Annotated in this window: 31 protein-coding genes and 1 tRNA gene; 19 read left to right on the top strand and 13 right to left on the bottom strand. The window is 40.3% G+C overall.

Features of this window, described 5'->3' with window-relative positions; all coding sequences use genetic code 11:
- Nucleotides 1-3: 3 nt before the first annotated feature.
- Both V7P40_RS05560 and murB read right to left on the bottom strand, forming a co-directional pair.
- Nucleotides 4-870, bottom strand: a complete 867-nt coding sequence (locus V7P40_RS05560; RefSeq protein ID WP_333784985.1) for a D-alanine--D-alanine ligase — start codon at nt 868-870, stop codon at nt 4-6.
- Entirely contained in the window at nt 827-1,720 is an 894-nt protein-coding gene (murB, locus tag V7P40_RS05555; RefSeq protein ID WP_333784984.1) for a UDP-N-acetylmuramate dehydrogenase, read from the bottom strand. The genes V7P40_RS05560 and murB overlap by 44 nt, the downstream gene beginning before the upstream one ends.
- A gap of 17 nt (nt 1,721-1,737) precedes the next feature.
- Here murB and alr point away from each other — a divergent pair, with 17 nt between their 5' ends.
- From alr to purF, 4 genes are read left to right on the top strand one after another with little or no spacing between them, the layout of a single operon-like run.
- A complete protein-coding gene (gene alr / locus V7P40_RS05550) occupies nt 1,738-2,760 on the top strand; it encodes an alanine racemase (RefSeq protein ID WP_333784983.1) in 1,023 nt (340 codons plus the stop codon).
- Nucleotides 2,761-2,768: 8 nt separating this feature from the next.
- The gene (locus V7P40_RS05545) at nt 2,769-3,263 is read left to right on the top strand and encodes a hypothetical protein (protein ID WP_333784982.1); all 495 of its coding nucleotides are present in this window, start codon (nt 2,769-2,771) and stop codon (nt 3,261-3,263) included.
- A gap of 3 nt (nt 3,264-3,266) precedes the next feature.
- A complete protein-coding gene (locus V7P40_RS05540) occupies nt 3,267-4,721 on the top strand; it encodes a menaquinone biosynthesis decarboxylase (RefSeq protein WP_333784981.1) in 1,455 nt (484 codons plus the stop codon).
- A 5-nt stretch (nt 4,722-4,726) separates the two neighbouring features.
- Complete coding sequence (gene purF, locus V7P40_RS05535) at nt 4,727-6,118, top strand: amidophosphoribosyltransferase (RefSeq protein ID WP_333784980.1); 1,392 nt, start codon at nt 4,727-4,729, stop codon at nt 6,116-6,118.
- Here purF and kdsA read toward each other — a convergent pair.
- Together kdsA and V7P40_RS05525 are read right to left on the bottom strand one after the other, a co-directional pair.
- A complete protein-coding gene (gene kdsA / locus V7P40_RS05530; RefSeq protein WP_333785024.1) occupies nt 6,066-6,881 on the bottom strand; it encodes a 3-deoxy-8-phosphooctulonate synthase in 816 nt (271 codons plus the stop codon). The two genes, purF and kdsA, sit on opposite strands and share 53 nt — an antisense overlap.
- A gap of 5 nt (nt 6,882-6,886) precedes the next feature.
- Complete coding sequence (locus tag V7P40_RS05525; protein ID WP_333784979.1) at nt 6,887-7,177, bottom strand: OsmC family protein; 291 nt, start codon at nt 7,175-7,177, stop codon at nt 6,887-6,889.
- A gap of 20 nt (nt 7,178-7,197) precedes the next feature.
- Between V7P40_RS05525 and V7P40_RS05520 the strand changes: the two genes are divergently transcribed.
- Nucleotides 7,198-8,058: an ATP-dependent Clp protease proteolytic subunit gene (locus tag V7P40_RS05520; RefSeq protein ID WP_333784978.1), complete on the top strand. Its 861-nt coding sequence runs from the start codon at nt 7,198-7,200 to the stop codon at nt 8,056-8,058.
- Nucleotides 8,059-8,067: 9 nt separating this feature from the next.
- On the opposite strand, the gene V7P40_RS05515 is transcribed toward V7P40_RS05520, so the two are convergent.
- Entirely contained in the window at nt 8,068-9,045 is a 978-nt protein-coding gene (locus V7P40_RS05515) for a biotin/lipoate A/B protein ligase family protein (RefSeq protein ID WP_333784977.1), read from the bottom strand.
- A gap of 25 nt (nt 9,046-9,070) precedes the next feature.
- Here V7P40_RS05515 and V7P40_RS05510 point away from each other — a divergent pair, with 25 nt between their 5' ends.
- On the top strand, nt 9,071-10,135 hold the full coding sequence (locus V7P40_RS05510; protein WP_333784976.1) for an AI-2E family transporter: 1,065 nt from the start codon (nt 9,071-9,073) through the stop codon (nt 10,133-10,135).
- A 3-nt stretch (nt 10,136-10,138) separates the two neighbouring features.
- Here the strand turns inward: V7P40_RS05510 and V7P40_RS05505 are convergent, their stop codons facing one another.
- Both V7P40_RS05505 and V7P40_RS05500 read right to left on the bottom strand, forming a co-directional pair.
- Entirely contained in the window at nt 10,139-10,336 is a 198-nt protein-coding gene (locus tag V7P40_RS05505) for a hypothetical protein (protein WP_333784975.1), read from the bottom strand.
- Nucleotides 10,333-10,920: a methyltransferase domain-containing protein gene (locus V7P40_RS05500; RefSeq protein ID WP_333784974.1), complete on the bottom strand. Its 588-nt coding sequence runs from the start codon at nt 10,918-10,920 to the stop codon at nt 10,333-10,335. Before V7P40_RS05500 ends, V7P40_RS05505 begins: the two co-directional genes overlap by 4 nt.
- A 20-nt stretch (nt 10,921-10,940) precedes the next feature.
- On the opposite strand from V7P40_RS05500, the gene rimI reads away from it, so the two are divergent.
- Nucleotides 10,941-11,387, top strand: a complete 447-nt coding sequence (gene rimI / locus V7P40_RS05495; protein WP_333784973.1) for a ribosomal protein S18-alanine N-acetyltransferase — start codon at nt 10,941-10,943, stop codon at nt 11,385-11,387.
- On the top strand, nt 11,341-12,060 hold the full coding sequence (locus V7P40_RS05490) for a ChaN family lipoprotein (protein ID WP_333784972.1): 720 nt from the start codon (nt 11,341-11,343) through the stop codon (nt 12,058-12,060). The genes rimI and V7P40_RS05490 overlap by 47 nt, the downstream gene beginning before the upstream one ends.
- On the opposite strand, the gene recR is transcribed toward V7P40_RS05490, so the two are convergent.
- Nucleotides 12,047-12,661 (bottom strand): recombination mediator RecR, encoded by a 615-nt coding sequence (recR, locus tag V7P40_RS05485; protein WP_333784971.1) that lies wholly within the window; start codon nt 12,659-12,661, stop codon nt 12,047-12,049. The two genes, V7P40_RS05490 and recR, sit on opposite strands and share 14 nt — an antisense overlap.
- Before the next feature lie 160 nt (nt 12,662-12,821).
- Here recR and nrdD point away from each other — a divergent pair, with 160 nt between their 5' ends.
- The 3 genes from nrdD to V7P40_RS05470 all read left to right on the top strand — a co-directional run bounded on the left by nrdD (nt 12,822) and on the right by V7P40_RS05470 (nt 14,377).
- Nucleotides 12,822-13,697: an anaerobic ribonucleoside-triphosphate reductase gene (gene nrdD / locus V7P40_RS05480; protein ID WP_333784970.1), complete on the top strand. Its 876-nt coding sequence runs from the start codon at nt 12,822-12,824 to the stop codon at nt 13,695-13,697.
- Nucleotides 13,698-13,857: 160 nt separating this feature from the next.
- The gene (locus tag V7P40_RS05475) at nt 13,858-14,169 is read left to right on the top strand and encodes a hypothetical protein (protein WP_333784969.1); all 312 of its coding nucleotides are present in this window, start codon (nt 13,858-13,860) and stop codon (nt 14,167-14,169) included.
- Nucleotides 14,159-14,377, top strand: coding sequence for a hypothetical protein (locus V7P40_RS05470; RefSeq protein ID WP_333784968.1), 219 nt, complete (start codon nt 14,159-14,161; stop codon nt 14,375-14,377). The genes V7P40_RS05475 and V7P40_RS05470 overlap by 11 nt, the downstream gene beginning before the upstream one ends.
- A gap of 166 nt (nt 14,378-14,543) precedes the next feature.
- Here the strand turns inward: V7P40_RS05470 and V7P40_RS05465 are convergent, their stop codons facing one another.
- Complete coding sequence (locus V7P40_RS05465; protein ID WP_333784967.1) at nt 14,544-14,876, bottom strand: hypothetical protein; 333 nt, start codon at nt 14,874-14,876, stop codon at nt 14,544-14,546.
- Between the two features lie 184 nt (nt 14,877-15,060).
- On the opposite strand from V7P40_RS05465, the gene V7P40_RS05460 reads away from it, so the two are divergent.
- Nucleotides 15,061-16,143 carry a hypothetical protein gene (locus V7P40_RS05460; protein ID WP_333784966.1) on the top strand — a complete coding sequence of 361 codons (1,083 nt, stop codon included), beginning with the start codon at nt 15,061-15,063 and terminating at the stop codon, nt 16,141-16,143.
- Nucleotides 16,144-16,168: 25 nt separating this feature from the next.
- Here the strand turns inward: V7P40_RS05460 and tpx are convergent, their stop codons facing one another.
- Both tpx and V7P40_RS05450 read right to left on the bottom strand, forming a co-directional pair.
- A complete protein-coding gene (gene tpx / locus V7P40_RS05455) occupies nt 16,169-16,678 on the bottom strand; it encodes a thiol peroxidase (protein ID WP_333784965.1) in 510 nt (169 codons plus the stop codon).
- A gap of 69 nt (nt 16,679-16,747) precedes the next feature.
- On the bottom strand, nt 16,748-17,929 hold the full coding sequence (locus V7P40_RS05450) for a pyridoxal phosphate-dependent aminotransferase (protein ID WP_333785023.1): 1,182 nt from the start codon (nt 17,927-17,929) through the stop codon (nt 16,748-16,750).
- Between the two features lie 49 nt (nt 17,930-17,978).
- Between V7P40_RS05450 and V7P40_RS05445 the strand changes: the two genes are divergently transcribed.
- From V7P40_RS05445 to V7P40_RS05420, 6 genes are all read left to right on the top strand, one after another.
- Nucleotides 17,979-19,559 (top strand): S1 RNA-binding domain-containing protein, encoded by a 1,581-nt coding sequence (locus V7P40_RS05445; RefSeq protein WP_333784964.1) that lies wholly within the window; start codon nt 17,979-17,981, stop codon nt 19,557-19,559.
- Nucleotides 19,560-19,561: 2 nt separating this feature from the next.
- A complete protein-coding gene (locus tag V7P40_RS05440; RefSeq protein WP_333784963.1) occupies nt 19,562-19,831 on the top strand; it encodes an HU family DNA-binding protein in 270 nt (89 codons plus the stop codon).
- Nucleotides 19,832-19,904: transfer RNA gene (locus V7P40_RS05435), tRNA-Pro, on the top strand.
- Nucleotides 19,905-19,922: 18 nt separating this feature from the next.
- Nucleotides 19,923-20,555, top strand: coding sequence for a bacterio-opsin activator (locus V7P40_RS05430; RefSeq protein WP_333784962.1), 633 nt, complete (start codon nt 19,923-19,925; stop codon nt 20,553-20,555).
- A complete protein-coding gene (locus tag V7P40_RS05425) occupies nt 20,552-21,523 on the top strand; it encodes a hypothetical protein (protein WP_333784961.1) in 972 nt (323 codons plus the stop codon). The genes V7P40_RS05430 and V7P40_RS05425 overlap by 4 nt, the downstream gene beginning before the upstream one ends.
- A complete protein-coding gene (locus V7P40_RS05420; protein ID WP_333784960.1) occupies nt 21,459-23,951 on the top strand; it encodes a translocation/assembly module TamB domain-containing protein in 2,493 nt (830 codons plus the stop codon). Before V7P40_RS05425 ends, V7P40_RS05420 begins: the two co-directional genes overlap by 65 nt.
- Here the strand turns inward: V7P40_RS05420 and V7P40_RS05415 are convergent.
- Nucleotides 23,922-24,437, bottom strand: coding sequence for a CDP-alcohol phosphatidyltransferase family protein (locus V7P40_RS05415; protein WP_333784959.1), 516 nt, complete (start codon nt 24,435-24,437; stop codon nt 23,922-23,924). The two genes, V7P40_RS05420 and V7P40_RS05415, sit on opposite strands and share 30 nt — an antisense overlap.
- A gap of 43 nt (nt 24,438-24,480) precedes the next feature.
- On the opposite strand from V7P40_RS05415, the gene V7P40_RS05410 reads away from it, so the two are divergent.
- Nucleotides 24,481-24,759, top strand: a complete 279-nt coding sequence (locus V7P40_RS05410) for a MoaD/ThiS family protein (RefSeq protein WP_333784958.1) — start codon at nt 24,481-24,483, stop codon at nt 24,757-24,759.
- Here the strand turns inward: V7P40_RS05410 and V7P40_RS05405 are convergent.
- Nucleotides 24,756-24,959 (bottom strand): MoaD/ThiS family protein, encoded by a 204-nt coding sequence (locus tag V7P40_RS05405; protein ID WP_333784957.1) that lies wholly within the window; start codon nt 24,957-24,959, stop codon nt 24,756-24,758. The two genes, V7P40_RS05410 and V7P40_RS05405, sit on opposite strands and share 4 nt — an antisense overlap.
- Between the last annotated feature and the right edge of the window lie 95 nt (nt 24,960-25,054).

Here is a 25,054-nt window from a genome sequence, read left to right as displayed (position 1 = left end):
GCTTTAGCATATTAACATAGATATCATCAGCTTAAAGTCAATACCTTTTTTTCTACAAGCCATAGGGAACAAGCTCAATTCCGTCATTCCAGGTATGGTGTTAATTTCAAGAACAAAGGGTCTTCCACTTTTATCCACCCTAAAATCTACTCTGGACATGTCCTTCAATTCAAGGGCATTGTGGGCTTTTAGAGCTAGATCCTCCAGCTCCTTTGCCAATCCTTCTTCTTCCAAAAACTCATACTCGCTCATACCTTTTGTGTATTTGCTTTCGTAGTCGTATATACCCTTTTTTGGTTTTATCTCTATAGGTGGGAGTGTCTGCTGTTTTAGTATTCCTACTGTTATATCTCTGCCTTCTATGAACTCTTCCACGATAGCTTTTTTGGTAATCTTCCACAATTCTTCCAGAGCTCTTTCTAACTCTTCTTGGTTATTTACCACAAAGAGTCCAACGCTTGATCCTTGATCGGAAGGTTTTACTACTGCGGGAAACTTATTCCATTCGGGTTTTTCTCCATACTTTACCGCTGTCCAATCCGGTGTGGGTATGTTATGAAATCTTAAAATCTTCTTTGTGGTATCTTTATCCATAGCTATGGCACTACCGAGAACGCCTGAACCTACGTATGGAATGCCAAGAATGTCCAAAAGTCCCTGAATCCTTCCGTCTTCTCCGTAGGGACCATGCAAAGCTATAAACACTTTATCCGGCTTTATCTGTCTTAGCTTTTCACATATTGAATCCTCTAAGTCTAAGGCTATAGCTTCGTGTCCAAGTTCCTGCAAAGCCTTTAAAACTGCTTGACCTGTCCTTAGCGAGATCTCACGCTCCGCAGACCTTCCACCCATAAGGACTACTACTTTCAATTAACCTTACCTCCTCCTCAAGCTCAACACCAAACTCTTCTAAAACTCTTCTTTTTGCTACATCAATAATTTTAATAACCTCTTCAAAGCTCGCCTTTCCTAAATTCACAAGAAAGTTGGCGTGTTTTTCGGAAAAGGCTATGTTTCCCAACTTGTAGCCCTTCATACCAACTTCCTCTAAGAGCCTCCCTGCGCTGTGGGAAGGTGGATTTTTAAAGGTAGAGCCGGCGGTTGGCATCTGAACAGGCTGGGTTTTTTTTCTTTTTAGCCTTATGCTTTCGTATTCCTGATAGATTGGATAGTCTACCTTTGGAAAAAAGAAAACCGCTTCTAAAACTATTCCCTTTTCAGGAAAAGGGGACCTTCTGTAGGAAAATTCTAAGTTTTCCCTGTGTTCTTGCACAACTTCTCCGTTGTAAAGCATAAACTTTACGGACTTTAAATGGTTTGAAATTTCGTAGCCAAAGGCACCCGCATTCATGGCTATTGCTCCACCTACTGTGGCAGGAAAGCCAGCGAGTTTGTATATACCCTCAAGGTTTTCTCTAAGTCCAAGCTCAACGAGTGTATTTAGGGACACACCAGCCTGTGCGGTTACTTCCAAACCATAACCAAGATCTTTTACTTTTACGTCATCCAAAAGTTTTGTGTTTATAACCATTCCGCGAAAATCTCCGAATATGGTATTTGCTCCTCTGCCAAGCACGAATAGGGGCATGTCCTCCCATTGGGAAATTCTTATACATTCTTTTACGTCCTCAAAGTCTTTTGGATAGGCTATAAAATCTGCAACCCCCCCCACTCTTATAGTGGTGTATTTGCTCAAAGAGACCTTCCTTTCAAGCTTCATATTAAAATTAAACCACAATGTCGCGGAGCATCTTAAGCATAGACAGCAAGGCTATTGAGTTCAACGTAAAAAGTCTTTCACAATTCTCCCAAAAGCCCATCATCGCGGTTGTAAAGTCCGATGCCTATGGAGTAGGAGTAAGACATATAGCAAAGATATTAGAAGGCATTAAAGAAGTGGAGTTTTTTGCGGTTGCCTGCGTGGAAGAGGGCGTGGAGCTCAGAAAGCTTGGTATAAAAAAACCTATACTTGTCCTTGGTGGTGTGCTAAAAGGAGAGGAAAAGGCTATTGAGGAATACTTTCTTAGACCTGTAGTTTCACATTTTGAACATCTAAAGGCTTTGGAGGGAGTAAATGTTCCCATTCATGTAAAATACGACACGGGTATGGGAAGGTTGGGTTTTTTGGAAGAGATCATAGAGGATCCAAGGGTGGAGGGAGTTTTGTCCCACCTTTCTTCACCTGCGGAGGAAGAGTTTTCCAAAAAGCAGATAGAAAGATTTGAAAAAATCGTTAGATATTATAGATATAGAAACATAAAGTACATCCACCTTGAAAGCTCTGCAGGTGTTATCTACAAAGTACCGTACACCACTCACATAAGGGTAGGACTTGCAATATACGGAGAGAAACCCCTTGCTAACTATCCCATCCAGCTGGCACAAGCTCTTAGCCTAAAAGCTCGGCTGACGTCTGTTAAAAAGCTCCCAAGAGGATACCCTATTTCATACTCAAGGACTTATACGCTTGAAAGGGATGCTTTGGTAGGAGTGGTAGCCTTTGGCTACGCAGATGGGCTAATGAAAAGTCTTTCCAACAAGGGCAAGCTATACTACAAAGGAAAACCACTGAATATTATAGGGAACATAACCATGGATATGACTATGGTAGATCTAACTGGGACCGATGCAAAGGTTGGGGACTGGGTAGAGATAGTTGGGGAAAACCAAAGCTTTACAGACCTTGCCAAAACGGCTGGGACTATACCCTACGAAATAATGTGCAATCTGTCAAAGAGAATAAAAAGGGAAGTTTTATAATTAAGCCTATGGCTGGTGTATGGGAAGAGGCGCTTGTAGAAGAAGCAATATACTTGATAGCTCATTTAGCTCAAGCTGAACAGCATCTTATGGAGATAGAGGGAGAGACTAAGGTAGAAGACCTAATACCTATGATAGACGAGCTAAGGAACAAAAGAAAGATGGTAGGAGATATTCTCTTTTCTGCGTTGAAAATAGAAGGAACGGCAGAGAAAGAAGAGTTCAGAAGCAAGCTTGAGAGCCTTTGGTGTTCTCTGAAACACTTAGCTATGGCTTTGGTGCATTGCGATGAAACCACGGAGAAGTTAATAAGAAGGTTAGAATGTCATTTGCAAAGTGGGGAAGGCCAAAAGGCTCAGGAGCTTTCTAAAAGGATAAAAGAGCTATACGAAGTAAGACAGTCCATAAGAAATTTTATAAAAATGCTTCTTTTTGATGTTTCCAAAAAGCTAACTTCTGCACCGCAAGTAAGGTGCAGAGAAGACCTGTGTATTATGGAGTAGCTTATGCCTTATAAGGATCTGAGGGAATTTTTAAAAAGGCTTGAAAGGGAAGGAGAACTGGCAAGGATAAAGATTGAGGTTTCTCCCATACTTGAGATTACAGAAATAACGGATAGAGTTTGCAAGATGCCAAAAGGAGGGAAAGCTCTTCTTTTTGAGAAAGTCAAGGACTACTCTATTCCAGTGCTTACCAACATGCTCGGCTCTGAAAAAAGAATAAAGCTTGCCCTTGGTTATGAAAGGCTGGAAGACATAGGTTGGAAGCTATACAAACTCTTAAGGCCAGAAATTCCCCACACTTTTTTAGAAAAACTAAAACGCTTGCCTGAGCTTAAAAAGTTAAACGACGCTTTGCCCAAAACTGTAAAAGACGGTCCGGTCAGGGAGGTGATAAAAAAGGATAATATAGACATCTTAGAGTTTCCTATTCTTCAATGCTGGCCAGAAGACGGGGGAAGGTACATCACCTTTGGGCAGGTTATCACCAAGGACCCAGAAAGCGGCATAAGAAACGTAGGGCTTTACAGAGTGCAGGTCTTGTCTCCTACAGAGCTTGCTCTTCATTGGCAGATCCACAAGGATGGAAATCACCACTACTGGAAGGCAAAGAGATTGGGTAAGCGTCTTGAGGTAGCTATAGCCATAGGTGGAGATCCAGTGCTATCTTACGTGTCCTCTGCCCCACTTCCGCCAGAGGTGGATGAATACCTGTTTGCTGGTCTTATAAGAGAGGAAGGAGTGGAGCTCGTAAAGGGCTTAACCGTAGATTTAGAGTATCCAGCCCATGCGGAGATAGTCATTGAAGGATATGTAGATCCACAAGAACCCTTAGTAGATGAAGGTCCCTTTGGGGATCACACTGGCTTTTACACACCTGTGGATAAATACCCAAAAATGCACATAACCGCCATACTCCACAGAAAGGACCCAATATACCTGGCAACCATTGTGGGGAAACCACCCCAAGAGGACAAGTACATAGGCTGGGCCACAGAGAGAATATTCTTGCCTCTCATAAAGTTTAACCTGCCTGAGGTGGTAGATTATCATCTTCCAGCGGAAGGCTGTTTTCATAACTTCTGCTTTGTGTCCATAAAGAAGCGGTATCCTGGACATGCCTTCAAGGTAGCATACGCTCTACTTGGTTTGGGCTTGATGTCTTTAACCAAACACGTAGTTGTCTTTGACGAGCACATAGACGTTCATGACTTTGCGCAGGTCCTTTGGGCTTGGGGCAACAACGTAGACCCAATTAGAGACGTGCAGATCCTAAAGGGTCCCATAGATGTTTTAGATCACAGCACCAATGAGGTAGGCTTTGGTGGAAAGATGATCATAGATGCTACATCAAAGTGGTCAAGTGAAGGCTACACAAGAGTTTGGCCAAAAGAGATAGAGATGTCTGAAGAAGTAAAGAAAAAAATAGACGAGCTTTGGAATAAGCTTGGATTAAATTAATTGCCATGTGCGGTATCTTTGGCATTTTTGGCGCGCAGAACGCTGAAAAATACGCCTTTTATGGCATATACGCTCTTCAACACAGAGGCCAGGAAAGCGTAGGTATAGCAGTTTCGGACTTTGAAAATATAAAACTCGTAAAAAAGGCAGGTTTAGTGCTGTCTGCCATAAAGGGAGAGGACCTTGAAGGTATGAGTGGTTCTATAGCCATAGCCCACGTGAGATACGCAACCGCCGGCAGGTCTGGAGATTTTAACGCCCAACCTATTTTAAAAAAAACGCTCATAGGAGAGGTGGCAGTTGCTCACAACGGAAACCTAACTAACTTCAAAAGTTTAAAGCAAGAGCTTTTGCAAATTGGAGAGAGTTTTGAATACGATTCGGACACTGAGCTTTTTCTTTCTTTGATAGGAAAGGGAAAGGATGCACCAGAGGGAATAACGCTTCACCCGGAAGATAGGGAAATACTGCCTTACATATTCTATACCTTGAATAAGGTTAATGGTGCTTACAGCGCTCTTTTTCTACTAAAAGATAAGCTCATTGCGGTTAGGGATCCCCTTGGTTTTAGACCGCTTCTTATGGGAAGGCTAAAAAACGCCGTGCTGTTTGCGTCTGAAAGCTGTGCCTTTGACATACTTGGTGCGGATCTTTGGAGGGAAGTAAAGCCTGGAGAGTTAATAGTGGTAGATAAAAAGGGTATAAGAAGCTATATTTTTTCACAGTCCAAGAAAAGGGCTATGTGTATCTTTGAATTCGTCTACTTTTCAAAGCCAGAGAGCTTTATCTTCAACGATTGGGTTTATCAAATAAGAAAGAAGATGGGGGAAAGGCTGGCTCTGGAAGAGGAAATTGAGGCAGACGTGGTGGTGCCCGTCCCAGACTCTGGTGTGGTGCCCGCAATAGGCTTTTCCCAAAAAAGCGGCATTCCCTTAGAGCTTGGGCTTATAAGAAATCACTACGTAGGAAGGAGCTTTATAGAGCCTACGCAGGAACTCAGAGACATAAAAGTGCTCATGAAGTTAAATTCCAATCCTTCGGTTCTGAAAGACAAGAGGGTGATAGTAATAGACGACTCCTTGGTCAGGGGCACCACTTCTAAGAAGATAGTTAGCATGCTTAGAAGGGCTGGTGCAAAGGAAGTTCATATGCGCATAGCATCGCCGCCAGTTATAGGTCCATGCTATTACGGTATAGACACACCAACAAAAGAGGAGCTGATAGCCACCAGATTTAGCGTGGAAGAAATAGCTAAGTTTATAGGTGCAGACTCTCTAAGATATCTCTCTCTTGAAGGTTTAAGAAGCTGTGTTGAAGATTACAGAAACTTTTGCGATGCTTGTTTTAGTGGTGTTTATCCAATAGAGGTTGAGCCTGAGGTTGAAAGGATAAGGTAGAGAGGGCATTCTTTATGGTCCTTATGGTCTCAAGCACATGCCTTAAGCTGGACAGTGGTAGCATGTTTGGTCCGTCGGAAAGGGCTTTGTCTGGATCGGGATGCACCTCCATAAAAATACCATCGCAACCAACCGCCACCGCCGCTTTTATGAGTGGAATAACGAACTCCCTCTGACCGGAGGACCTATCACCAGCACCGCCCGGCAGCTGAACGCTGTGTGTAGCATCAAATATAACCTTTGTGAATTGAGACATGATCACTAAGCTCCTAAAATCCACCACCAAGTTGTTGTATCCAAAGGAAACACCCCTTTCGGTGATGTAAAAATCTACCGCTCCACCAACTTTGAGTTTTTCCACAATGTTCTTTGCATCCCAAGGTGCCATAAACTGACCCTTCTTCACATTAACGGGCTTACCACTTCTTGCACACTCCAAGATTAAGTCCGTTTGCCTGCTTAAAAAGGCAGGCACCTGAATAAGATCTACTACTTCTGCGGTAGGTTTTACTTGCCAGGTTTCGTGCACGTCCGTGGTGACTTTCAATCCAAACTCTTCTTTAACTCTTTGTAATATTCTTAGTCCTTCCTCCAGCCCAGGACCTCTGAAGGACTTTACAGAAGACCTGTTGGCTTTGTCAAAGGATGACTTAAAGTAAAAGCCAAACTCTGGAAAATCTTCGGAGAGTCTTTTTATGTGCTCTGCAGTCTCAAACACCACCCTTTCGTTTTCTATCACACAGGGACCAGCTATTATAAGCATGGGTCCTAAGAGTTTGAGTTCAAAACTTTCCATTGAACTTCTATATTAACATAGTTTTTTAGCATAGCATTAACACTACAATATTTCTCAAGGGAAAGTTTCACAGCATCTTCTACCGCCTTTGGACTTATGTCCTTTCCTACAACTTCAACATCTATCTTTATGTTCGTATAAACTCTTGGGTGCTCATCCCTTCTGAAACCCACCTCTCCCACCAAAAGCTCCCCGTAGCTGGTTTGAGCTACGTAGGTGTGCTCTCTGTCGGATAGCCTAAAAGAAACTCTCTTTTCTTCCATCGAGATTATAATAACACCGCATGGAACCAAGTGTATTAAATCCAGCTTATTCAATCATCAACCTTTTACTTTGGTTTATTTTTCTGTTTTTCTTTTTGATACCTATATTACGTAGGTATGCTTTAAACAAAGCGAGGGAAGCGCTTATAAGAGCGCTAGAAGAAAGAATGCAGAGCAGAGTAATAACTCTCATACACAGACAGGAGAGTGTAGGATTTTTTGGCATCCCCTTGATAAGGTATATAAGCATTGAGGATTCTGAACAAGTTTTGAGAGCCATCAGACTTACACCACCCGAAATGCCCATAGCCCTTATAATACACACACCAGGGGGTTTGGCTCTTGCCTCCACACAGATAGCCAATGCCTTAGTAAAACACAAAGGACCTGTTAGGGTAATAATCCCGCACTATGCTATGTCTGGTGGAACTCTCATAGCTCTTGCAGCCGATGAGATAGTGATGGATCCAAACGCAGTTTTAGGTCCAGTAGATCCCCAATTGCAAGGCATTCCGGCTGCGTCTGTAATCAAGGTCTTAGAGAAAAAGGAATTGAAAGACATAGACGATCAAACAATAATAATGGCGGATATAGCAGAAAAGGCTATAAAGCAGATGGTTAGCTATGTAAAGTGGCTTCTTACAGAAAACGGTATGGACGAAGAAAAGGCAGAAAGAATTGCTCTGGAGCTTGCTACGGGCAAATACACTCATGACTTTCCCTTGGGAGTGGAAAAGCTCAGAGAGCTTGGTTTGAACATTTCCACAGAGGTGCCAGAAGAGGTGTATCAGCTGATGGATCTATATCCTCAACCTATTGGTGCGCAGGTGCCCTCTGTTCAGTATATACCCATTCCTTACAGAACAAGAGGAAACACTTAAAGTCTTTATCTAATCCCAAAAAAGGGGCAAAAGAAAGCCAGCATTGAACCTCTCAAGAACAACTTTTATAGACTCTTGGTCATAATTAAGACCCACAACTTCTTTTTCAAGGTTTTCAAACTCCAATCCATTTAGCTTACAAAACCTTATCGCCTGACCTTCCACTATCATACTAATGCTAAGCTCTCTCCCATTAACTTTCATACGTTTGTTTCTTAAGAAAACCCCCTCTCTTATCTTTATCAGCCTATGCTTTCTTCCTGTTTCCTCAAACAAAAGCTCTTCTGAAGTAAGCTCCTCTTTTAACTTTTCTGCCAGTTTTAGAGCTTCCTCTGGAATTTCCTGACAGGTTTCCAAAGGCAAAAGTTTTTTAAACTCAAATTCAAGAATGTCTGCCACCTCCCAAAAATCCGGTGCTTTTCCTTTCTCCCTTTCCACCCAAGTTAAGTTCTCATCCAATACTTTTTTAACAAAATCCTTGTTTGGCACTTTTAAAACTTCTGCCATAAGCTCTGTATTGAACCTTAGGAGAATGTTTCCAACAAAGACAAAAGCCTTGTGTATGTCTCCCGCACCTTGCCCACTTATCTTTCTTTGGTTACTTTTTACTACTATGTCGTTGATAGGCTTGTATTCTACCTCCAAGCCTAACTTTCTGTAAGTCTCCAGGACCGGCTTAGAAAAATGTCTGTAAGCTTCTTCTACCTTAAAAGGTGCCAGACCTTTGGGAATTACAAGCTGATAAAAGACTTGGCCGGGGGCCAAAAGCACGGTCCCGCCCCCTATTTCCCTTCTTATTACGGGAATGCCCAAAGATTTTATCCTTTCTAAGTCCAAAATTTCTTGAATGTTGTCAAAATAACCAAGGCTAACGTAGGTGTCCTCTGGTTCTACCAAAATTAGTCCAAACATATCAAGCCTTGCACATGCATGAAACAAAGAAGTGGATAATAAATTTCCAACTTTCCCCAACTTGTATGCCTTCATCTTTGCATATAATTTACCTGAAACGATGGAAAAAGAGAAGTTCTTTAAATACTTTCTGCTGGCAAGCACTTTTGGACTTTTGCTGGTGGTCTTTTACATGCTTTTACCTTTTCTTACGCCAATCCTATGGGCTTTAATCTTTTCATTCGCCCTTTATCCTATAAACTTAAAACTTAAAAATTATGTCAGATGGAAAACGGTTTCAGCCCTGATCCTAACTATTTTTGTGCTTTTGGTCATAGTGATCCCTTTTGGTATTTTAGGTGCGATAGTGTTAAATCAGGCGATAGAACTGTTGAGTAGGCTTTTGAACATAATTCAAAACCACAGCTATCAAGAGTATTTTCAAGAGTTGGTAAATAGACTGAGGTTGGAAGAGTTTGTAGAACAAGAAGATCTTAGAAGAATTTTGGAATATATAGAATTAGAAGAATTTAAATCCATTGTTGGTAATCTGATAAGAGATCTAACTCAGAGATTGCTTCAATTTTCTACAGGCATGCTCACTTCCGTTGGTTCTTTTCTTTTTAAAAGCTTTGTCTTTTTAATTACTCTCTTTTTCATTCTCAGAGACGGAGAAAAATTTGCCAAGTTTATTGAAAGGTTTATTCCCATGCATAGGGAAGATGTGTATGAAGTGTTCAACACAGTTTATAAAACTGTTCTGGCTACAGCTTATGGAGCGGTGGCAGTGGGTATTGTACAGGGCATACTCTCTGCCATAGGTTATGCGATAGCAGGTATTAAGTATTATCCTTTGCTGGGTCTTTTGACCTTTTTTGCTTCCTTCGTTCCTCCTTTTGGTGCTGCAGCAGTTTGGGTGCCATCTACGATTTATCTTTTTATAACCCAAAGCTTTAAGGGCGGGATCTTTCTTTTACTCTGGGGGGCTCTGGTGGTTTCCTCAGTGGACAATCTAATCCGCCCTCTTGTAATGAAGATAGGAATAGATATGCCTTATATTGTTCTGTTTTTTGCCATAGTTGGCGGTCTTATATCCTTTGGTTTTGTAGGTATATTCTTGGGACCTATAATCTTCACTGCAGTTTTCAGTCTATTTTTGATATACGAAAAAAGAATACTAATATAATGCCTAAACTATGTAAAGACGCTCTATAAAAGAGAGAATATCCTCAAACAGCCGTTCTGCTGTTTGTTTATCATCCATCCTTATTATCAATCTTTCCACGCTATTAGTTTGAATGATAACAAGGTTGTCCGAAAGGTCAATGCAGGCTATGTGGGCGTAAGGGATGGCAGTATGCCAAAGCTTTTGTATTTCTCTCCTCATAATAAATTTTGTTTTAAAAACACAGCATAGAAACCATAGGCATACTTTCCTATTTCCACCACTCTACCTACCCTTAATCCAGCTTCTTCTAAAATCATACCCACCTCCCATTCAGAATAGACTTCTTCGGGTGGAGGTCCCTTATCTCTCTCTTCTTTTTTCCAGTCTATTAGCGCTAAATATCCCGTAGGCTTACTCACACGCTCAAGCTCTTTTAAGAATCTCACAGGATCTTCAAGCTCATGGAATACAAAAGCCATGTAAACAAAATCTACCGTATTGTCCGGAAGAGGTATGTGATTTTCTTCGGATTTTAGGATCTCTACGTTTTTTAGTCCGAGCTCTTTAACCTTGTTTTTTGTATAATCTACCGCCTCTTGGCTAATGTCTATTGCGTATACTTTGCCTTGGTCTTGGACTAACTTTGAAATATAAGGAAGGTAAAAGCCCGCGCCCGTTCCCACATCAAGTACCACCATGCCTGGCTTAAGGCCAAACTCTTTTAGCACTCTCTCTGGATCAAAGAGCTTAAGCCTTTCGGGATCATCAAGCTTTTTTAGTTTTTCTGGATCAAACTTATGCATGTGTAAAATTATATCTTCTGATGCTGTTGGAAGTTAGAGAAATGAAAGAAGAAGATTTGCCAGAAGTTTTTAGGATAAACAAAGAAAACTTTACCACAGATGCGTGGAGTAAGGAAGGGTTTGAAAGGGAGTTTAAACTTCCTTATTCCAGAAAATTTGTAGCGGAAATAGATGGGAAAATCGTAGCTTACTCAATCTTTTGGATCATAGAAGAAGAAGCACATCTAATGACTTTTAGCGTGGATAAAGATTATTGGGGTAGAGGAATAGGCAAGAAGTTTCTTAGGGAGATGCTGGACAGGTTAAAAGCGGAGGTTAAAAGGGTATTTCTGGACGTTAGAAAATCAAACATAAGAGCTATAAGACTTTATCAATCATTAAATTTTCGCATAATAGGTGAGAGGAAATATTATTATTCAGATGGAGAAAATGCTATTCAGATGGAGTTTAGTTTTGATGATTCTTAGCCTGACTCTTTTTAAGATATCTTCATCCAATTCATACAGAGATGCGAGCGTGATATATCTACCAGAAGAACACGACAGTATTCAGGATCACAAATTCCAGGAGGAAGTTATAAGAAAGCTACATCGGGAAGGCTACAGAATAGTGATAGCCATGGAAATGTTTCAACAACCCTTTCAGAAATATTTGGACGAATATATCTCTGGAAAAATCTCGGAGGAGGAGATGTTGGAAAAAACAGAATACAGAAAAAGATGGGGCTTTAATCAAGAATATTACGCACCAATATGGCGATTTGCTAAAGAAAGGGGAATAAAAATATACGCAATAAACATATCCACGGAGCTTGTAAGAAGAATAGGAGCAGAGGGCTTAGAAAAGGTAAAAGATCCGATGCTTCCAGAAAGGATCTATGAGCACACTCCACAAGAGAAGGAAAGGCTAAAGTCCGTTTTAAAGAATCATCCACCTGTAGAAGAAAAAAGATTTTACGATGTGCAGTTAGCATGGGATAACGCAATGGCTTTGAAAATAGTGAGAATTTTAGAACAAGAGAAGGATAGCAAGGTTGTTGTTTTGCTGGGCAAAGGACATGCTTTTGATTTAAATTCAGGCGTGCCCAGGATAGTAGGGTTGCTAAGAGAAGGAACCAAGCAGGTTATCATGGAAAGATAGTCCTTTTTTCTATGGATTTTTCCAAAGAAAGATCATCTGCCAGCTCTATAAGACTTCCAAACTGCAATCCGTGGGATATTCTGCTGACCTTCAACCTGTTAAACCTTCTTTTTAAAAGCTTTATAAGATAGTTGGCTGTTGCCTCGCCCTCTAAGTTTGGATTGGTAGCTATTATAACTTCTCTAACGTTATAAGTTTCTACTCTTTCTATAAGCTTGTCTATGTTCAGATCCTGCGGGGATATACCTTCCAAGGGTGCGATCCTGCCACCAAGCACGTGATAAACTCCTGTGTATCTTTCCAGTCTTTCTATAGCGTATGCATCTTGCGACTCTTCCACCACGCATATGAATTTCTTGCTTCTTTTAGGGTCTGAGCATATTCTGCAAGGGTCCATATCCGAGATTAATCCGCATTCAGAGCAAGTTTTTATTTCTTCACTCAAAGAAATCAAATTGCTTAAAATCTTTTCCCTCTCCTCTTTTTGTAACTTAAGGAAGTTATAAACAAACCTTGAGGACGTTCTTTCCCCGTAAGTTGGAATCTTTGTTAGCCCTTCTAAAGCTTCCTTTATTACTTTAGGAAAGTAATCTTCAAACATTAGGTTTATTTTAAAAAATCTACACGGAGGCCTGAAAAAAAGCCCCTGCGCTACTTAAAGATCCTGTGGTAAAACCTTAAAAACGTCGGAAATCCTATGACTTACAGTTTGTGCCGAAATTCATTGAGCTATCAAGCTTACCCAGCACAACGCCAATCTTGTGTATTCTATACCTGCGCTTTCAAACATCCTTGCCGGCGAAGCCTTTAAAAACTTTATGCTCAAGGAAATCCTTACGGAGGAAGAGGCAAGGATGCACGAGGAAGGATGGTGGTATCAGCACCAGCTGGCATTGCTTGGTCCATACTGCATAGGGTTTTCTGCAAGGGACATAGCTATGAACGGGCTTGGTTCCACTTCAGCAGTAGCTCCAAGGTCAAGACTGCCAAAAAGGCTTAGAACACTTTTGGATCAATGCGCCAACTTTATCTATTTAATATCGCAGGAGGTAGCGGGTGCGGTGGCTTTGAACGACCTTGTAACTATAGCAGCATCTTACGTGTGGTTTGAAGAAAAAATAAAAGGAAGGTCATACTCGCAGGAGGATATATACCAAGCCTTTCAGAGCTTTCTTTATAACGTAAACCTTCCCTTCAGAGGGGGAAATAGTCCATTTACCAACGTTACTTTAGAGTTTGGAAAACCAGCGCCTTCTTTGAAGGAGGAGTTTGTAGTTATAGATGGGCAGCCCTTTCCTTACAAATACGGAGATATACCTTCGGACTACTATCACAGAACCGCATTAGGCTTTTTGCAAGCCATGTGGGAAGGGGATGCGGATGGAAGACCATGGACTTTTCCCCTGATAACCGTTCAGATCACTGATGACTTTGATTTTGAGGATTCGGTCTTTAAGCAGTTTCTGGAAAACTTAGACAAGCACGGAGGAGCATACTTTGAAAACTTTATGAGCAAACCTTTCGTAGAAAGAGGGATAGAGCCAAGGGATCCTTCTATGCAGAGAAGCTTTTGCTGTAGGTTTCAGGTGGATATAAAGGAGGTTTTAAGGGTTGCCAATGTAGGCTCCATATGGTAAGGCGTCGGGAGTGGCTCTATAGGTGTTATATACATAAACTTTAACAGACTTGGGTATTTACATAGGGGTAATAGGTAAAGCCTATTAGTGTACTAAACAAGAAGCGGGAGTTTATAGAAAAGAACAAAAATCTTTATCACTTCAAGGGGAGCACGAGGGGTTGATAAACTTTGGCTATGCGGTTTATGACAAACATGGCAAGCTGTTGGAAGAGGAGTCTGGAATCTTCCATAAGGATGGTATTGCCTTGGCTAAGGAAGTGGCGGACTTTATCCTCAAAACCTTGGACGAATTCATGGCTGAAGATGGAGTGCCTTGGAACTTTGAATACGCACCGGGAGAGACTGCAGGACCAACCTTAGCATACAAGGACCTTAAGTTCTATAAGGCTCTATACTCGGGAGATTATTCTTCCTTTAAGCTATACAGAATATTACAAGATCAACGAAAAGCCGATCTACGTGGGTGGTAGCTTAGAAGGTTCGGGAGTATTCTTAACCGCTGGGTTCCAACCACCCTATGAAGGGCAGTCCTTGGCAAAGCAAATAGAAGTATCCTCCCAAACGCAAAGGTTCGCAACCGGTGGAAGCATACAGCATATCTTTTTGAACGAAAAAGCAGGTGCAGAGGTCTTGGCAAAGTTTGTTAGGAGCTGTTCTAAAAATCCTGCACTTTATTAAAAACCACCATAAAAGTAAAGAATAAAGCCAGAGGGCTATCATGTGGAAATTCCACCAAATAGCACACGCTAAAGCCATTTTCATAGCCATACACTCTCAAGTCTCTTTAACACCTATAGCAGGCTCACAGCCAAGCTCTTGAACCCTTTGGATAATCTCTACTGCATCATATCCTTATATCCGCTATAAATGGCACATTGGAAAAAAGAGCTAACCATCTTAATTTCTGTTCCTCTACGCCTTCTTCAACAATTCTTTCTAAGAGTTTTTCATCCAATGTGTTAACTCTGTAGTAGTAATCACAAAGGGATGGGTAGGGACTCCTTGTTTTTTTGCTATCTCTAAGACTTCTCTGAAGGACAGATTGATTTGTTTCTGATAAACAAACAGGGTTATGATGACAGCATCTGAGTATATTTTTGGTCTTGCGCGAATCTGTTGATTGGTCTATGTCTGGATTTGTGAAAGAAAGTAGCTTACAAATTTGTATCGGACTCACAAGAGGATAGTTTTTTAGAACAGCCCCCAGAAAAATATTGACAGAAGCCCTTCATCGGCTTATATTTTAGACTCCAACCATGAGAATAATAGAGGGGGTTAATAAGCAAGTGCTTAATTTAGAAAACCAAAGCGCTAATCATCTCTTTCCTAATCATTGTTTGTGCTTTGAGCATATTCTAAACATGATCTTAAGTGGTGAAGTGTCTAACCCTAAAACTGATGACTTAGTCTTTGATAAGCCAGAAGAGGATTTACTGAAGGAAGGAGGCGCACTTAAAAGGGAACGTTCTCTTAAGGACAGGTTTCTTGAAAATGCCCAAGCATTTACATACGTAGTTCAGATTTTGGATACGAGTAGGGAAAACGCTTTTCAACCCAATGAAAATAGCAAAGCTATACACTCTGAAGAAAATATACATCCCCATACAAACTTAACTAAAATAGGTTTAAAGCAAAACATAGCTAACCTAGTAAATTCTTTTCAGGTTCATTTAAAGAATAAAGAAGCTTTGAAGTTTAGCCATTATATGCCTCTGCACCTTCTTGTTGATACCGAACATGAAGCATGGGGAAGCACACAACCTGAGCTGGACTATTCAAAACTAACCGAAACTTTAGATCCAACCAATGAACACAATAAAGAAAATGTTATACACAGAACTCTTGACCCTGAAAAGCTTAGCAACATCCTAGATATAGAAAATCCTGCCCAAGCGAAGGTTCCCTTCGAAGATAAACATACAACACCTGTAAATCTTAAAAACAGCGGTTTTCAAATTAAAACTGAGAGTGTTATAAAACACAGTCCTGACGTTGATAAGCCTGATATCTCCTACTCTGAAAAGGGTAAGGAAAAGATAAGGGAATCCCCAGATATCTATGGCTCAAAATTCTCAAGTTTAAAGTTTGAGGAAGAGCTAAAAGCAACTCAAGAGGTTAGAAACAGTAAGCATTACAGCACACAGGAACACAAAGTTTTTCACGTAAAGTTAGAAGATGGAGACCTAAGGATAAGGTTAGTTAAAGATAGGCTGAACATAAGTCTGAATCTCAAAGAAGATATTAGATTACCCACACCTCACGAAAGTTACAGGCTTTTAGAAAGCCTATCACAAATGGGTTTAAGGGTAGAGTTCTTTGGCATAAACGGGAAAACCCTTCAATGGGAGTTTAGACAAGGGCAAGAGGGAAAAAGAGAAAGTAAATTTAAAGATGTTAGCTTAAATTCAAAAGATGATAATAAGGTCTTCAGCCTATATCTATAAAAAACCCCCAGGAGGGGGAAAGAGTTTATAGGAGTTCTTTTACTTTTTGCACAACTTCTTCGTAGTTGGGTTCTTGGGTTATCTCTGGAACAAGCTGGACGTATCTTATTATTCCTTCCTTGTCTATAACAAAAATTGCCCTGGCCAGAATACCTTTTAGCACACCTTCAGATATCAAAACTCCATACTTTTCCATATCCCTGTAACGAAAGTCAGAAGCCACTGTGACATTGCCTATGTTGAAACTCTCGCAGAACCTCTTCTGAGCAAAGGGCAGATCCATAGATACTACCGTTACATCCACACCAGACATGCCAGCCATCAGCTCGTTGAACTTTTTAGTTTCAGTCTCGCATACAGGTGTATCTAAAGAGGGTACTGTAACTATAACCTGGACTATGCTCTTTGCACCCCCTATTGCCTTCTCTTGAAGGTCTTTTGTTACTACGACTGCTTCTGGAGCTCTTTGCCCCACTTCTAAAGTTGGACCAGATAGAGCAACTGGACTGCCCTTTAAATTAACAGTCTGAGCCATGATTTGAACCTCCTTTTTAGTTTTGCAAATATTTTAAATAAACTTCCGGATTCTAAACTATGACCAATCTCAGTTTTCTAATAGCTCCAGGGTTTTTGCTATTCTGAGTATTCCTTGCCTGAGGACATCATCCGAAACGCAGTAGGAAATTCTTATGTAGCCATCCCTTCCAAAGGCAGATCCCGGAACTGCAGCCACGTTGCCCTTTTCTAACAGAAATTCTGCCAGCACAAGATCAGAGCCTAATTTAGCAGAGTAGTAGCTGAGATTTGGGAATATGTAAAAAGCGCCTTTTGGCTTTACCACGCTGACATTTGGGATATGGTTTAACAATTCGTATGCCAGATCTCTCCTTTTTTGAAAAGTGTCCCGCATAGCTTGGATAAATTTCTTACCTTCCGGATTTCTCAGTGCTTCAAGGGCGCCATACTGCGCAAAAGTTGTTGCATTGGAAATAGTTTGGCTATTAAGGTCTGCAATAACTTTAGCGAAGCTCTCAGGACAGGCTACATAACCTACCCTCCACCCTGTCATAGAATAGGTCTTTGAAAACGCATTTACAGTAAAAGTTATCTCCCTGATTTCCTTGGAGAAGCTTGCAGGGCTGACAAATCTCTCATCGTCATAAACGAAGGCTTCATAACATTCATCTGAGATTATGAATATGTTATGTCTTAAACATAGGTCTGCTATCTTCCTCATCTCCTCTTCTGGAATCACAGCTCCGGTAGGATTGGATGGGGAGTTCAAAACTAAAGCCTTAGTCTTTTTTGTTATGTGTGGTAGTAAATCGCCTACAGTCAATACAAATTGCCTTTCTTCGCTGAGCACGATCTCTTTAGGTTTTGCACCGCATAGGAGTATCTGCTCTGGATAGGTTACCCAGTATGGGGTAGGCAGTAAAACTTCATCTCCTTCTTCAAGTATAGCGGTAAAAACCAAATACAGCGCCATCTTAGCGCCTGCAGTTATAACTATTTCTGATGGCTTGTAATCTACACCATTTTCTTTTAAAAGTTTTTCTGATAGGGCTTCCCTTAGAGGAAGGATTCCGGCAGGGGGACTATATTTTGTTTTTCCCTCTTTCAAAGCTTTTATACACGCTTCTTTGACAAACTCTGGAGTATCAAAGTCTGGTTCCCCCGCACCAAAACCTATCACATCTACCCCCTGATTCTTCAGTTGATTTACCTTAGCGGTAAGGGCCAAGGTGGGGGCAGGCTTTATGTGAGATACTCTCTTGGAAAGCATAATTTTTTTATTATACATCCAAAAAAACATGCTTTATAATAATCTTCCCATGAATGAATTAGAGAAGTTCGAAAACCTTTTGGAAACAAAGCTTGGTATAAACAAAACCTTGAAAAAGGGAGAAGTGGTAAGAGGGAGAATAGTGAAAATAGATGAGAGAACAGTGTACATTGATATTGGTTATAAAGTGGAAGCCATAATGCCCAGAGAGGAGCTTCCTGAAGAGGTAAAGGAGAATGACGAAATAAAGGGCATACTTGTAAAATTCTCAAAGGGTGTACCGGTATTATCTTTCCAAAGGTACTTAAGCGAAAGGTTGTATGGATTTCTTAAGTCGGCTTATGAGAAGGGTAAATTCGTAGAAGGCAGGGTAGAAGAAGTGCTGGAGAACGAATACAAAGTGAATGTTAGCGGGCTTAAAGCAACTTTACCTAAATCGGAAGCCAGACAGGGCCTGAGGAAGAATTCAAGGGTAGTAGCAAAAATTAAGGAACTTTCAGTATCAAGCAGTGGTGTTAATATTGTTTTGACTGAGAAAGATTTCATAGAACAGATTAGAAAAAGGAGGAAGGAGCGATTACTCGCTAAATTAAAAGTTGGGGATGTAATAGATGGAAAGGTTATAAAAATAGATCCAGAAAAAGGTATAACACTTTTAGTAAAGAACACACTAAGAGCATTCTTGCCAAAGGAAGAACTATCTTGGGGCAGGGACAAAAACCCTTATAACTATACTGAAGTAGGAGAAAGACTAAAGGTAAAAGTAAAGAGAATTCCAAAAGACGGAGAATTTATCTTTGTAAGCCTTAGGGAATTGAAAGGTAATCCATGGGACAAGGCTAAGGAACTCATAAGCAAGGGGCAGATCCTTACTGGCAAAGTAACAGATATAACAGACAAAGGAGTATTAGTGGAGGTTTTAGAAGGAGTAGAGGGCTTTGTTCCAAAGGATGAGGTGTCGTACGATAACAAAATGCCGAAGAAGTGGGACACGGTCAATGTTAAGGTTTTGGAGTTTGAGCCGAAACACAGAAAGCTTATTCTCAGCATAAAAAGAACCCTCCCAAAACCTTGGGAGGAATATATACAAAAACATCCGGTGGGAAGTAAGGTAAAAGGCAAAGTTGAGAAGTTTGAGAGTGCATCTGCAATAGTGGATTTGGAAGGAGTGAAGGGTATAATTCACAGAAGTGATCTTTCTTGGGTGAAGCCAGGCAGGGTGGAAGAAGTGCTCAAAATCGGTGAAGAGAGGGAGTTTGCGGTTTTAGGGCTTGAAGGTAAATACGTAAAACTCGGAATAAAACAGCTACAGGATAACCCTTGGGATATTTTTGTTAAAAAGTATAAGGTTGGGGATAGGGTTAAATTGAAGGTAACTTCCATACATCCCTTTGGAGCCTTCTTGGAGTTTCCAGAAGGATTGGAGGGATTGCTCCCTCTGTCGGAGATTGATAATATAAAAGATATAAAGGTTGGGGACGAGCTAGAAGTGCGTATAATTGACATAACCCCCAATTCAAAGATAACCTTAAGTACAAAGGAGGAAAAGAAAACGGAAGAAATTATCAACGAGGGCTCTGAAAGCGGGTTTACCTTAGGGGAGCTTTTAAAGAAAAAGATGAAGTTATGAACATGACAAAAAAGGATATAATACATAGATGTCATGAAAAAATGCCTGTTTTCTCTAAATCGTTGATTGAAAAAGCTTTAAACCTTCTGCTTAAAGAAGTAAGCCTAAGCTTAAATAGGGGTGAAGATGTTAAAATAACTGGCTTTGGCACTTGGAAGAGGGTAAAAGTAAAAAGAAAAAACAAAAAAGGTTTCAGTGTTAAGCTCAAACCTAGTAGGAAATTGCTAACGTACTTGAATACTTCAGAGGTGGGTACTAAAATAAGAAAGTAACGGGGTGTGGCGCAGGTGGAAGCGCGCTGGCATGGGGGGCCAGAGGTCACGGGTTCAAGTCCCGTCACCCCGATTATTAAAAGAGTAGATCATGAACTTACATTTCAAACCGTCGGAAGATAATACAGAGGTATTGGTCCTAAGGGTATTTCTAAAAAGCGTGGAAATACTGGGTGGTTTGCAGAATCTGGTAAAGCACAAAATTGCAAATTGGCTTCCATCACTCCTCATAGCTTGCTATACTGTGGTTTTGAAAGAAGAGTATATGAAGACAGAACAAGAAATAGCTCAGCAGTTGAATATTACCCTTCAAACGGTAAAGAACATTTTAAGAGCTGAACCTTCAAAGGACACCATGGGAGTGATTGAGGGAGTTTCAGAAAAGGAAGGAAAGGATATGAACGTGCAGACCGCAGGAAGCGTAGCAAAAATAGCCTACAGACAAATAAAAAATGGTTTAGACGACGTTAGACTATCACTAGAACTCTCTAAAAGTCTTGTGAAAGCCTTGGATATAACCTGGGCATACTTAATTCTGAAAAAGTTAAAATGGAATGACTTTCCTATAGAGTCTCCTCAGGATGTAAAGGAAAAAGTTAAAAAAGTTTACATAAAGGGAAGGTTGGCGGAAGAGATTCTAGAGGAACTTGATTATCCCATAAACACTCCTATGGAGTTAATAAAACTCATAAAAGAAAACTTAAAAATGTACGGACTTGAATGAAGTACATCGGATATGCACTTTTATTTATTCTTTTTATCTATTTTGTGTTCGTAAAGCCCTATATAATACTTTACAAAGTTGAACTAAAACTTGAGGGACCTGAAATAAACCTGAAGGAAAGAAGCCTTGGATTAAAAGAGCTACTATTCTTTGTTCCCAATTTAGGAAATAAAACCTACTTTTTGAGATTGAAGGATCTGATTCTCTATGAGAACCAGTTGAAAGTAAAGGAGGTTTCCATCATCATGGTTTCCTTGAAGACCACTGAAGAGCCCTTTGATTATGATTTTACAAATTTAACCAAACTTCTGAATAGATTAAACATAAGTTTAGACAAAGCTTACATTTCTGTAAATTCACCACTCGATTCTAAAAGTATAACAGTGTTCGTAGGCAATACTCATTTGAACAACAGGAAATTATTCTCCGAGAATAGGGCAGTCGCCTATTACATAAGAGGAAGTAAATCAGATAAAGTTGAAGTGCTGGTCAAAGAAGCTTATTTGAATGGGCCGATCTTTAATTTGGTATCTGCGGAGGTCATAAGTGAGAAGTACTTTTTTAACCTAAGCGGGAGTTGGAGAGGAAGAAAAGGGAACTTTGTCGCCACAGGTTTTATAAAGGGGTTCTCCGGTGGAGCTTATAGCCTTGATCCTATCAACACTAAAGCGAAAGGGTATATAGATTACACTAGAATAGAAGCAGACTTAGAACTTCAGACTAACAACCTTAAAATAAAAGACAAGTTCTACACAGATCTGAAAGGAAGTGGAAAGTATACCTACGTATTGGGGAAAAAGAACCAGATCTTACTTAGCCTTGACGGCAATGGTATAAGAGGAAATTTGGAGTACGACTTTGACAATGGAACGGTTAAGTTAGTGCTGGATAGATTAGCTATTGATGAGAGTTTATTTTCTGTTGAGAGGAAAGTTTCAGGTTTTTTTTTCTGGAAGTGTTTTTGCTAATCTCATAGAAAAAAACATAAGATTGGATGGAAACGTCCAAAATTTGGCGGTAGATAACATAAACCTTAAAACAGCAAGGGTAAAGTTGGAAACCCGCTATGGTCAGGGAGAGGGGGGTGAAGTAGAGTTCACCTCTGAAATGTTTTATATCAAGGGTAAGTTTTATGGAAGGGATTTTATAGGGAAGCTAAGCGTAAAAGGCTTTCCGTATTGGGACGATAGGCTGAGTGCAACGATTTTTTATGAAGGGGATCTATCCTACCTAAAGGGTGATCTACAGACCAAAGGGATTGGTTCTGCTTTGAATGTTTCTGCATACGGTAGAAAGATAGGAAATTTAACATTCAACTTAAGCTTTAAAAATTCCAGCTATCAGATTGTAGGAAAGGGTAATGGCTTTCAAGTAAGCGGTGAGGGAACCATCACGGAAAAGGTTTTTAGAGGTAAAGTGGATTTGGAGGAATTTAGCTGGAAGGAGAAGGATTTAGAAATCTCAGATGTAATAGGTCAGATATTTATTCAGGTTGATGAAAAAAAAGTCAATTTAAACGGTAAAGTTGAAGGAAAAGTAAAAAGCGAGGGTTTAGAACTGCTGACTCTATCAGAGTTTTACCTTAAGAGTCTGGACGGGAAACTTGGGGGAGAATTTGTTAGCGAGTTGAAAAGCGTAAAGTATAGAGATTTTGAATTAAAGAACGGTTTGTTGAGGGGAACGATCAAAGACGGGGACGTAACCTTTAGCTATACAATAGAAGAAAAACTAAAGGGTTCAGGGAAGGTCTCTCTTAGAGACTTTAGCTTTAGCACTCAGGGAAAGTGGCAAGGGGAAATAAAAGGAAGCTTATTAAGACTGTCTTATGCGCTACAAGGAGCTGCTAAGAAGTTCATTAAAGGAAGCATCAAAGGAGAGGGTAAAATCAGAGGTTTCTTAGTCCCTGTAGATGCTAGCTTAGAAATTAGAGAAGACAAGCTAAACGCATCTTTTAGGGGATTCAGAACTCAAAAGGGAATGCTAACTTTGGATTTTGGAAGAGTGGATTTAGAAAATGGAAGGCTAAGCTTTGGAGGAGCAAGCGTTAAACTTAACTCTGAAGAGATAATCAGGTTCTCTCCTGCAGAGGGTTCCTTTGACTTCAAGGCGAGGAAGGCTGAAATACCCGCAATCAACATACAAGGCTATGCTTATGGACAAGCCAGAATTCTTTACAGTTCAACTTCTGGTTTTAATTTGGTTTCCGAAGGTAGCATTGATCTTGGAAAGTCTTCTAAACTAATTCGAAGCAAGACTCAAACTACAGTGATAGGCAATCTCTACTACTACATAAACACGGACGGAACAAAGCTGAACATCGCCTTTCTGTCAAAAGAACCAATTGAGTTTAGATCTAGGTACTTAGGTACACCGCTCGTAGGAAATGCTTACTTTTTTGGAGACGGGAGCATATTCAAGGGATCTGTGAACTTTACAGGGAATGGATCTTCTTTCAAAATAGAAGCACAGGGAACAGAGAGAAAACTAACGGCAGATTTTAGCTTGGAAAGGATTCCCATAATATACAACGACGCTAACCTCAGAGGAAATGTGCTCTTAAGAGGTAGGGGATATTTGGAAACAGATTATCAGAACTTTAGGTTAACTTCGGAACTTAGCTTGGGGGGCATAGTATTCGTGCAAAGTTTTCCAAAGCAAAAAAAAGATAGGAAAGAAGAATTTCGCGAAAGGATAACCCTTGACCTAAAAATTTCTTCCTATGAGTCTCTCAGAGTATACCTGCCGGAAGGATACATTTACGGCTTCTTAGATGGGTATGTAAAAGGTAAATTAAATGACCCTGATTACAAAATTAAATTTTCCCTCTCTGGTGGAGAGCTGAGGTATTTCAATAGAAAATTCCACGTCAAATCAGGCAGTTACGAATTTGGTAAAAAAGAAGATGAGATAAACCTTACTATAGCCTCTTCATTACCTGAATATGTAGTCCTAATAGACCTAAAAGGCAACCCAGATTATCCTAAGGTTTTGCTGAGGTCTGAGCCTCCAAAGGAACCAAGACAGATACTAGCCGATTTGATATCGGGCGGGGGGAGGGCAGAGGGCTTAATCTCTCTCGGAGATGTACTGGCTTCCCAGATACCCCAAATGGGAGCCCTTGCAAAGGGTTTGGAAAGAACCTTAGGTACTGAAGTAAGCATTTCCGTATCTCCTCAAATTGGTAGCTCTGGAGAATTAGGCGTTTCTACTAAAATATCAAAGGATATAACAGACAAGCTTTCGATAGAATACCAGCAAAGCAGCTTAAAGGACCCAAGAAAAAGCTACGTGGGCGGTGAAGCAAAGATATCAAGTGGCACTTCAATAGGTGGGCGTATTAATTCCGATAGGTCCAAGGAGGTTAAGTTAAGGATTAGGGGTAAATTCGGCTTTTGAATTTATAACCCTCACATAGACCATTAGGTAATCAAGGAAGGACAGAAGTATAAAAGAGTAACCAATGTAGAGCATTGTTTCTACCTTGAACAATACTACAAGAGGAATTGCTACACATATGTAGGCGGTAGTTAGCTTACCTAAGGGCCTGGACTTTGGTATGATCCTCTTAGTCAAAAACATGTGAATACCGCCAAGTAATATAAGCCCATCTCTCAGGAGCAAAAAGAATAACAGACTGGAAGGCACGATATGAAACTTGTAAGTAAACACATATAGGGCTGTAAGTAGGAGTATTTTGTCTGCAATAGGGTCCAGAACTATACCCAAATTGGTTTCTTGTTTAAACTTTCTTGCAATGTAACCATCTATAGCATCTGTTATCGAAAGGAAAATAAACAGGGTAATGGCTTCATAAAACTCAAGAAATAACATCAAAGGACTTAACAAGAGGCGAGTCAAAGAGAGTATATTGGGCAAATTCATAAATGTTATAATAATAAACTATAACCTTTTATTGGAGGATAACATGGCTGTAGTGGTTAGAGTACCTACACCTCTTAGAAGATTAACAAATGGACAAGGCGAGGTTCAAGTAGAAGCTAGCACGATCAGAGAAGCCATAGAAAGATTAGAAGAGTTGTATCCGGGTTTTAAAGACCGTCTGCTTGATGAGAACGGTGAACTTAGAAGATTTGTTAACCTATACCTTAACGACGAGGACATAAGGTTTTTAAAGGGTGTGGATTCAGAGTTGAAAGATGGAGATATAATCTCTGTAGTACCAGCTATTGCTGGTGGCTTTTAACCTCCCGAAATTGCATTAATTACCTTTATGTCATCCTGTGCTGAAACCACTTGATGCTCTTCCGCTATCTCTCCATTTACTATAACAAAGGCGTAGTCTCTTGACAGATTGAGTTTATTAAGTATGTCCCTAACTGTAATCTCTTCTTTATCGATATCCAGATGTATTAGTTTTCCCCTGTAATGCAGATTTAACCTCATTCGGGTTTATCATAATAATTATAATAGGGATATATACGTTGGGTGAGAAATTAACCAAGCACATGACTTTTCCTGAAAAAGCTATAACCAATAGC

The organism is Thermocrinis sp., assembly GCF_036781485.1.
Taxonomy (GTDB): domain Bacteria; phylum Aquificota; class Aquificia; order Aquificales; family Aquificaceae; genus Thermocrinis.
This window is presented reverse-complemented; position numbering and strand designations above follow the sequence as displayed.